Annotated in this window: 7 protein-coding genes and 1 tRNA gene; 5 read left to right on the forward strand and 3 right to left on the reverse strand. The window is 70.3% G+C overall.

Annotation, left to right across the window (positions count from 1 at the left end; all coding sequences use genetic code 11):
- Positions 1–50 precede the first annotated feature (50 nt).
- Genes RIF68_RS18550 through RIF68_RS18560 form a run of 3 tightly spaced genes read left to right on the forward strand, consistent with a single transcriptional unit; the run spans position 51 to position 3,549 of the window.
- Complete coding sequence (locus RIF68_RS18550; RefSeq protein WP_309052395.1) at positions 51–1,784, forward strand: branched-chain amino acid ABC transporter permease; 1,734 nt, start codon at positions 51–53, stop codon at positions 1,782–1,784.
- A 5-nt stretch (positions 1,785–1,789) separates the two neighbouring features.
- Entirely contained in the window at positions 1,790–2,836 is a 1,047-nt protein-coding gene (locus tag RIF68_RS18555; protein ID WP_309052396.1) for an ABC transporter ATP-binding protein, read from the forward strand.
- Entirely contained in the window at positions 2,833–3,549 is a 717-nt protein-coding gene (locus RIF68_RS18560) for an ABC transporter ATP-binding protein (RefSeq protein ID WP_309052390.1), read from the forward strand. The genes RIF68_RS18555 and RIF68_RS18560 overlap by 4 nt, the downstream gene beginning before the upstream one ends.
- A gap of 87 nt (positions 3,550–3,636) precedes the next feature.
- On the opposite strand, the gene RIF68_RS18565 is transcribed toward RIF68_RS18560, so the two are convergent.
- Positions 3,637–4,290 (reverse strand): response regulator, encoded by a 654-nt coding sequence (locus tag RIF68_RS18565; protein WP_309052391.1) that lies wholly within the window; start codon positions 4,288–4,290, stop codon positions 3,637–3,639.
- Positions 4,291–4,406: 116 nt separating this feature from the next.
- Here RIF68_RS18565 and RIF68_RS18570 point away from each other — a divergent pair.
- Positions 4,407–4,479, forward strand: a tRNA-Leu gene (locus tag RIF68_RS18570).
- 76 nt (positions 4,480–4,555) lie between these two features.
- Here RIF68_RS18570 and pyk read toward each other — a convergent pair.
- Together pyk and RIF68_RS18580 are read right to left on the reverse strand one after the other, a co-directional pair.
- Positions 4,556–5,983 (reverse strand): pyruvate kinase, encoded by a 1,428-nt coding sequence (gene pyk / locus RIF68_RS18575; protein ID WP_309052392.1) that lies wholly within the window; start codon positions 5,981–5,983, stop codon positions 4,556–4,558.
- Positions 5,984–6,129: 146 nt separating this feature from the next.
- Positions 6,130–6,813 carry an SIMPL domain-containing protein gene (locus tag RIF68_RS18580; RefSeq protein ID WP_309052393.1) on the reverse strand — a complete coding sequence of 228 codons (684 nt, stop codon included), beginning with the start codon at positions 6,811–6,813 and terminating at the stop codon, positions 6,130–6,132.
- A gap of 156 nt (positions 6,814–6,969) precedes the next feature.
- On the opposite strand from RIF68_RS18580, the gene RIF68_RS18585 reads away from it, so the two are divergent.
- A partial coding sequence (locus RIF68_RS18585; protein WP_309052394.1) for a metallophosphoesterase occupies positions 6,970–8,248 on the forward strand: 1,279 nt, incomplete at its 3' end.

The following is an 8,248-nucleotide window of genomic DNA, read 5'->3' on the forward strand; positions in this document are numbered from 1 at the left end:
CGGCCGCAGGGCCTGCTGGGCGAGCGCGTCGCGGACAGGGCGTGAGCACCATGACCGAGAACCCGACCAAGACCCCCGCCGCGGCCCTGTCCCCCGCACTGCTCTGGACGATCGCCGGCGGCAGCCTCGCCACCGTCGCCAGCACCTTCCTCGCCTGGACGTGGACCACCGCCTTCCCCGGCAACCTCACGCTGTACGGCTACCCGGCACCGCTCCAGATGCTGACGCTCGTCGGTGCCGTGCTCACCGCTCTCCACGCGCTCTCCGCGCTGGGCGTCAAGGGGCTCGGCTGGCTGACCCCGGCCGGTGGCCGCAAGGCCCTGTGGATCCTGGCCCTCGGCACCTTCGCCACGACCCTCTTCACCGCGCTCGCGATCATCGTGGAGCTCGGTGCGCTGGTGGACCTGGAGCCCGGCGCCGGCGTGGCCGTCCTGGCCTCGGCCGTACCCGCGGCCGTCGCGTACAAGCTGCCGGACGACACCCGCAAGCCCGCCCCCGCCAAGCCGCTGCCCTCCTGGGCCGAGATCCTGGTCATCGTCGCGGTCTTCGCGCTCGGTCTCTTCGTCGTCACCTTCGGCATCGACACCGAGGACTCCGAGCCGCAGCTGTTCATCGCGTACCTGATCACCGTCGGCTTCGCCGCCACGGCGCTGATGAAGTCCGGTCTCTTCGCGCGGCTCTCGGCGATCACCGCCCGGAACCGCCAGGTGGCGGTCACCGCCAGCCTCGTCGCCGCCATCGCCTTCCCGTTCATCCAGCAGAGCGGCGACACGTACACGCTGATCGCGGTCAACATCCTCATCTTCGCGACGGTCGCCCTCGGTCTGAACATCGTCGTCGGCCTCGCGGGCCTGCTCGACCTCGGTTACGTCGCCTTCCTCGGCGTCGGCGCGTACACCGCGGCCCTCGTCTCCGGCGCGACCTCCTCCGCCTTCGGCGTCCAGTTCCCCTTCTGGGCGGCGGCGCTCACCGGCATGGCGGCCTCGCTGGTCTTCGGTGTGGTCATCGGTGCCCCGACCCTGCGGCTGCGCGGCGACTACCTCGCCATCGTGACCCTCGGGTTCGGTGAGATCTTCCGCATCGCCATGGGCAACCTCGACGGCACCTCGGGCCCCCAGATCACCAACGGCCCCAACGGCATCCCGAACATCCCGCAGCTGGAGTTCTTCGGCTACAACTTCGGCGAGTCGCACACGGTCCTCGGGGTGGAACTCGGCGCCTACGCCAACTACTACCTGCTGATGATCCTGGTCATGGTCCTGGTCGTCATCGTCTTCGCCCGCGCCGCCAACAGCCGCATCGGCCGTGCCTGGGTCGCCATCCGCGAGGACGAGACCGCCGCCACCGCCATGGGCATCAACGGCTTCCGGGTCAAGCTGATCGCCTTCGCCCTCGGCGCGGCCCTGGCCGGCCTGGCGGGCACCGTCCAGGCCCACGTCAACACCACGGTGGTCCCCGAGAACTACGTCTTCGCCGGACCCGTTCCCCCGAACTCGGCGTTCCTCCTCGCCGCCGTCATCCTCGGCGGCATGGGCACCATCACCGGACCCATCCTCGGCTCCGCGCTCCTCTTCCTGATCCCGGCCAAGCTGCAGTTCCTCCAGGACTACCAGCTCCTCGGCTTCGGCATCGCGCTGATCCTGCTGATGCGCTTCCGTCCCGAGGGCCTGATCGCCAACAAGCGGGCGCAGCTGGAATTCCACGAGAACGACGAGCAGCCCGGCGTACCGGAGCCGCGGCCCGCCGCCGATCCGATCGCCGGAACCTCGAAGGCGGGGGCGTGAACGCCATGACGACCACCACCAAGGAAACCGCCACCGGCACCGCCACGGCCGCCCCCGTCCTGGAGGCGAGCGGGGTCACCATGCGCTTCGGCGGCCTGACCGCCGTGCGCGATGTGGACCTCACGGTCCGCGAGGGCGAGATCGTCGGTCTGATCGGCCCCAACGGCGCCGGCAAGACCACCTTCTTCAACTGCCTGACCGGCCTGTACGTCCCCACCGAGGGCCAGGTCAGCTACAAGGGCACGGTCCTGCCGCCGAAGCCGCACCTGGTCACCCAGGCCGGCATCGCGCGTACCTTCCAGAACATCCGTCTCTTCTCCAACATGACGGTCCTGGAGAACGTCCTCGTCGGGCGCCACACCCGGACCAAGGAGGGCCTGTGGTCCGCGCTGCTGCGCGGACCCGGCTTCAGGAAGGCGGAGGCCGCCTCGCGCGAACGGGCCATGGAACTCCTGGAGTTCGTGGGCCTGGCGAGCAAGGCCGAGCACCTGGCGCGCAACCTCCCGTACGGCGAGCAGCGCAAGCTGGAGATCGCCCGCGCGCTCGCCAGCGACCCGGGCCTGCTGCTGCTCGACGAGCCGACGGCCGGCATGAACCAGAGCGAGACCCGCACCACCGAGGAGCTGGTCTTCGCGATCCGCGACCGCGGTATCGCGGTCCTCGTCATCGAGCACGACATGAAGTTCATCTTCAAGCTGTGCGACCGGGTGGCGGTCCTCGTCCAGGGCGAGAAGCTCGTCGAGGGCACCTCCGAGGTGGTCCAGGGCGACGAGCGCGTCGTCGCCGCGTACCTCGGTACGCCGTACGAGGGCGCCCCGGGCGCCGAGGAGGCGGCGGAGGTCGAGGCGGCCGAGGCCCACGCGGCCGCGGAGGCCCAGGAAGCCGAGGAGGCCGGGGACGCCGCCGCCCCTGAGAGCGCCGAGGACGACGAGGCCGCCGAGGCCGACGAGGGCACGGCGCCGGAGGACACCGCGCCCTCCGACGACACCCCCGCCGCCGGGACCGGCAAGGCCTCCGGCGCGGACAGCACCACCGAAGGAGACTCCAAGTGACCGCGCTTCTGGAGGTCGAGGACCTCAGGGTCGCCTACGGCAAGATCGAGGCCGTCAAGGGCATCTCCTTCTCCGTCGAGGCGGGCCAGGTCGTCGCCCTGATCGGCACCAACGGCGCCGGCAAGACCACGACGCTGCGCACCCTCTCGGGTCTGCTCAAGCCCACCGCGGGCAAGATCGTCTTCGACGGCCAGGTGCTCAACGGCGTCCCGGCCCACAAGGTGGTCGCCCTGGGCCTGGCGCACTCCCCCGAGGGCCGGCACATCTTCCCCCGGCTCACCATCGAGGAGAACCTGCAGCTGGGCGCGTTCCTGCGCAGCGACAAGGACGGCATCGCGCAGGACATCCAGAAGTCCTACGACCTCTTCCCGATCCTGGGGGAGCGCCGCAAGCAGGCGGCGGGCACCCTGTCGGGCGGTGAGCAGCAGATGCTGGCGATGGGCCGTGCCCTGATGTCCCGGCCCAAGCTGCTGATGCTGGACGAGCCCTCCATGGGTCTGTCGCCGATCATGATGCAGAAGATCATGGAGACGATCGCGACCCTGAAGTCCGAGGGCATGACGATCCTGCTCATCGAGCAGAACGCGCAGGCGGCCCTGTCCCTGGCGGACCAGGGCTACGTCCTGGAGGTCGGCACGATCAAGCTGTCCGGCACCGGCCGGGACCTGCTCGTCGACGACGACGTCCGCAAGACGTACCTCGGCGAGGAGTAGCCGCCCGCAGGAGACGACAAGGCCCGCCCCGCAGCGTCGCGGGGCGGGCCTTCTTCCGTGCGTACGCGGGTACGACGGGCCGGGAAGTCACTGGCCCTTGGCGGCCTTCTTCTCCTCGGCGTCCTCGATGACGGCCTCGGCGACCTGCTGCATCGACATGCGGCGGTCCATGGAGGTCTTCTGGATCCAGCGGAAGGCGGCCGGCTCGGTGAGGCCGTACTGGGTCTGGAGGATCGACTTGGCCCGGTCGACCAGCTTGCGGGTCTCCAGGCGCTGCGAGAGGTCCGCGACCTCCTTCTCCAGGGCGCGCAGCTCGGCGAAGCGGGAGACGGCCATCTCGATGGCGGGCACCACGTCGCTCTTGCTGAAGGGCTTCACCAGGTACGCCATGGCGCCGGCGTCCCGGGCCCGCTCGACGAGCTCGCGCTGCGAGAAGGCGGTGAGCATGAGGACCGGGGCGATGGACTCGCCGGCGATCTTCTCCGCGGCGGAGATGCCGTCGAGCACGGGCATCTTCACGTCGAGGATGACGAGGTCGGGACGGTGCTCGCGGGCGAGCTCGACGGCGGTGGCTCCGTCACCGGCCTCGCCGACGACCGTGTAGCCCTCTTCCTCGAGCATCTCTTTGAGGTCGAGGCGGATGAGCGCCTCGTCCTCGGCGATGACGACGCGGGTCGTCAGCGGCGGGACGTGGGACGCCTCGGCGTCGTCGGCGGGCTGGGGCGACTCGGGGGCGGTCACGCGGGCTCCTCGTTCGATGGCCTCGTTCCGGAGGCGGATACAGCTCCCCATGAGCCTACCCACCTCCTGTAAGGTAGGGGCACGGCGGGTGATCATCGGCCTTTGTTTCAAAGGGAGCCCCGGTAGCCCAGCGGTAGAGGCAGTGGTCTCAAACACCATCCAGCGTGGGTTCGAATCCCACCCGGGGCACATTACCTTCGATTCCTAGGACTGAGATCCTCCGCGGACCGACCCGGACGGGGCCGGTCGGCAGCGGACCGTCCCGTCACTTCAGCGGTTCGCCGATGTGGTGCACCCGGACCAGGTTGGTCGAGCCCGGGACACCCGGCGGGGAGCCCGCCGTGATCACCACGATGTCGCCCTTCCGGCAGCGGCCGATCCGCAGCAGTTCCTCGTCCACCTGCGCCACCATCGCGTCCGTGGAGTCGACGTGCGGACCGAGGAAGGCCTCCACGCCCCAGGTCAGGGTGAGCTGGGAGCGGGTGGCCGGGTCCGGCGTGAAGGCGAGCAGCGGGATCGGGGAACGGTAGCGGGAGAGGCGCTTGACCGTGTCGCCGGACTGGGTGAAGGCGACGAGGAACTTGGCTCCGAGGAAGTCGCCCATCTCCGCCGCCGCGCGGGCGACGGCCCCGCCCTGGGTCCGGGGCTTGTTGCGCTCGGTCAGCGCCGGGAGGCCCTTGGCGAGGACGTCCTCCTCGGCGGCCTCCACGATCCGGCTCATGGTGCGGACGGTCTCGACCGGGAAGCGGCCGACGCTGGTCTCGCCGGAGAGCATCACGGCGTCGGTGCCGTCGATGACCGCGTTGGCGACGTCGGAGGCCTCGGCGCGGGTGGGCCGGGAGTTGTCGATCATCGAGTCCAGCATCTGCGTGGCGACGATGACCGGCTTGGCGTTGCGCTTGGCCAGTTTGATCGCCCGCTTCTGGACGATGGGCACCTGCTCCAGGGGCATCTCGACGCCGAGGTCGCCGCGGGCCACCATGATGCCGTCGAAGGCGGCGACGATCTCCTCGATGTTCTCGACCGCCTGCGGCTTCTCGATCTTGGCGATGACGGGGAGCCTGCGGCCCTCCTCGTCCATGATCCGGTGGACGTCCTCGATGTCCCGGGCACCGCGGACGAAGGAGAGGGCGATGACGTCCGCGCCGGTGCGCAGGGCCCAGCGCAGGTCCTCCACGTCCTTCTCGGACAGGGCGGGGACGGAGACGGCGACGCCGGGCAGGTTGAGGCCCTTGTGGTCGGAGACCATGCCGCCCTCGACGACGCGGGTGCGGACCCGGGGGCCGTCGACGGAGGTGACCTCCAGGGTCACCCGGCCGTCGTCGACGAGGATGCGCTCGCCGGCGGTGACGTCCTCGGCGAGTCCGGCGTAGGTCGTGCCGCAGAGGTGGCGGTCGCCCTCCATCGGTTCGACGGTGATGGTGAACTCGTCGCCGCGTTCAAGGAGTACGGGTCCCTCACGGAAGCGGCCGAGCCGGATCTTCGGGCCTTGAAGGTCGGCGAGGACGCCGACGCTGCGGCCGGATTCGTCGGCGGCCTTGCGGACGTGCTGGTAACGCTCCTCGTGCTCGGCGTAGGTGCCGTGGCTGAGGTTGAGTCGGGCCACGTCCATGCCGGCCTCGATCAACGCCTTGATCTGGTCGTATGTGGCGGTGGCGGGCCCAAGGGTACAAACGATTTTCGCTCGGCGCATGAGTCGAGCCTAGGGCTTACCCACCGGTAGCGAATGGGGGTGGCATGACGACTCAACAACCTTTCCATGAAAGGTTGTTGACAAGACTTGAATCTGTGCGCCGAGGTGCTCCTATGAGCGCTTCCCGGGCTCCGGGACCGCTCGTCTCACAGTGCGGGCGGCGCCATGGTGAAGCGGGCGACCACCCCGGCCGTCACCGTCTGCCGCTGCGGTTCGAGGTCCAGCGGCGGGGGCCCGTCGGGCGCCCCCGCCCCGTACCCGACCATCTCCGGCCCGAAGGCGGCGCGGCCCGCGAAGGAGGGTTCCGCGAGCCCGGCGTCCGAGAGTTCGAGGAGCGAGGCGAGCGAGGTGCCGAGCGCCTCCGCGTAGGCCCGCGCCCGCTGGACCGCCTCGGTCACCGCGAGCCGGCGCGCCTCCGCGTACACCGGGGAGGCCGGCCGCAGCCCCCACCAAGGGCCCTCGACGGCCGTCTGCTCCAGATCCGCGAGCCGGGTCACCAGTTCCCCGAGGACGGTGAAGTCGGACAGCTCGGCGGTGATCCGCACCCGGCCCCGGTAGGCGTGGACGCGCTCACCGCGTCCCTTGCGGGCGTTCTCGGGAGCGATCGAGAGGCTGCCCGTCTCCACCTTCTCCACGGCCGGGCCCTGGCCCTTGACCAGGTCGAGCACCTGGGCGTTGCGCCGGGTGAGGTCCGTGAGCGCGGTCTGCCGGTCGGGCCCGCGGGCCGTGACGGTCACCCAGATCCGGGCCACCTCCGGGTCGACCTCCAGGCGTCCCTCGCCGCGCACCGTCACCTGCGGCGACTCCGGGGTCGCGTGCCGTTCTGTCACGTTGTGCCTCCTCCGCCTCGGCGACGGGCGCCCGCCGCACACTTTCCTACTCCGTAACCCGAAAGGCCTGTCGCACGCCAGGACGACTGGGTCAGAATCTACGCGCGTTGTGCGTCATCGAGCCGACGCCCGCGCCGTACCAGTCAAGGAGAGCACATGCCGTTGAACCGCCGGACCTTCCTGGAGAGCTCCGTCGCCGTGGGGGCCACAGCCGCCCTCACGGCCGGGGTCGCCGCCCCCGCCGAGGCCCACGGTCCCCGCCCCAGGCCGGCCAAGCGGTACTCCTTCACCGTCATGGGCACCACCGACCTGCACGGCAACGTCTTCAACTGGGACTACTTCACGGACAAGGAGTTCGACGACAAGGCGCGCAACGACGTCGGCCTCGCCAAGATCTCGACCCTGGTCAAGCAGGTCCGCGCGGAGAAGGGGCACCGCAACACCCTCCTCATCGACGCCGGTGACACCATCCAGGGCACCCAGCTCTCCTACTACTACGCCAAGGTCGACCCCATCACCCGCGCCGGCGGCCCCGTCCACCCCATGGCGCAGGCGATGAACGCCATCGGGTACGACGCCGTCGCCCTCGGCAACCACGAGTTCAACTACGGCATCCCGGTGCTGCGGAAGTTCGAGGAGCAGTGCGACTTCCCGCTGCTCGGCGCCAACGCGCTCGACGCGAAGACGCTGCGCCCGGCCTTCCCCCCGTACAGCATGCACCGGTTGCGCACCCCGCACGGCCGGGACGTCCGCGTCGCGGTGCTCGGGCTGACCAACCCGGGCATCGCCCTCTGGGACAAGGCCAACGTGCAGGGCCGGATGGTCTTCCCGGGCCTGGAGGAGCAGGCGGCGAAGTGGGTGCCGAAGCTGCGCTCGATGGGCGCCGACGTCGTGATCGTCTCCGCGCACTCCGGCTCCAGCGGCACCTCCTCGTACGGTGACCAGCTGCCGTACGTGGAGAACGCCGCCGGGCTCGTCGCCGAGCAGGTGCCCGGCATCGACGCCATCCTCGTCGGCCACGCGCACACCGAGATACCCGAGTACCGGGTGACGAACAAGGAGACCGGGAAGGACGTGGTCCTCTCCGAGCCGCTGAAGTGGGGCCAGCGGCTGACCCTCTTCGACTTCGACCTGGTGTGGGAGAAGGGCCGCTGGACCGTCGCCGGCGTCGGCGCCCGCGTGCTGAACTCCAACACCGTGGAGGAGGACCCGGAGATCACCGGGCTCCTCGCGGACGAGCACGCCAAGGTCGTCGCCTACGTCAACCAGGTCATCGGCACCTCCACCGCCGCCATGTCCACGGCCGAGGCACCGTGGAAGGACGAGCCGGTCATCGACCTGGTCAACGCGGTGCAGGCGGAGACGGTGAAGGCGGCCCTCGCGGGCGGCCCCCACGCGGACCTGCCGGTGCTGTCGCAGGCCTCCTGCTTCTCGC

It is taken from the genome of Streptomyces sp. (assembly GCF_031178505.1).
Taxonomy (GTDB): Bacteria; Actinomycetota; Actinomycetes; order Streptomycetales; family Streptomycetaceae; genus Streptomyces; species Streptomyces gulbargensis.

Coding starts and splice junctions, on each gene's coding strand:
- RIF68_RS18555 (WP_309052396.1), top strand. CDS start 1,790: ATGACGACCACCACCAAGGAAACCGCCACCGGCACCGCCACGGCCGCC.
- RIF68_RS18550 (WP_309052395.1), top strand. CDS start 51: ATGACCGAGAACCCGACCAAGACCCCCGCCGCGGCCCTGTCCCCCGCA.
- pyk (WP_309052392.1), bottom strand. CDS start 5,983: ATGCGCCGAGCGAAAATCGTTTGTACCCTTGGGCCCGCCACCGCCACA.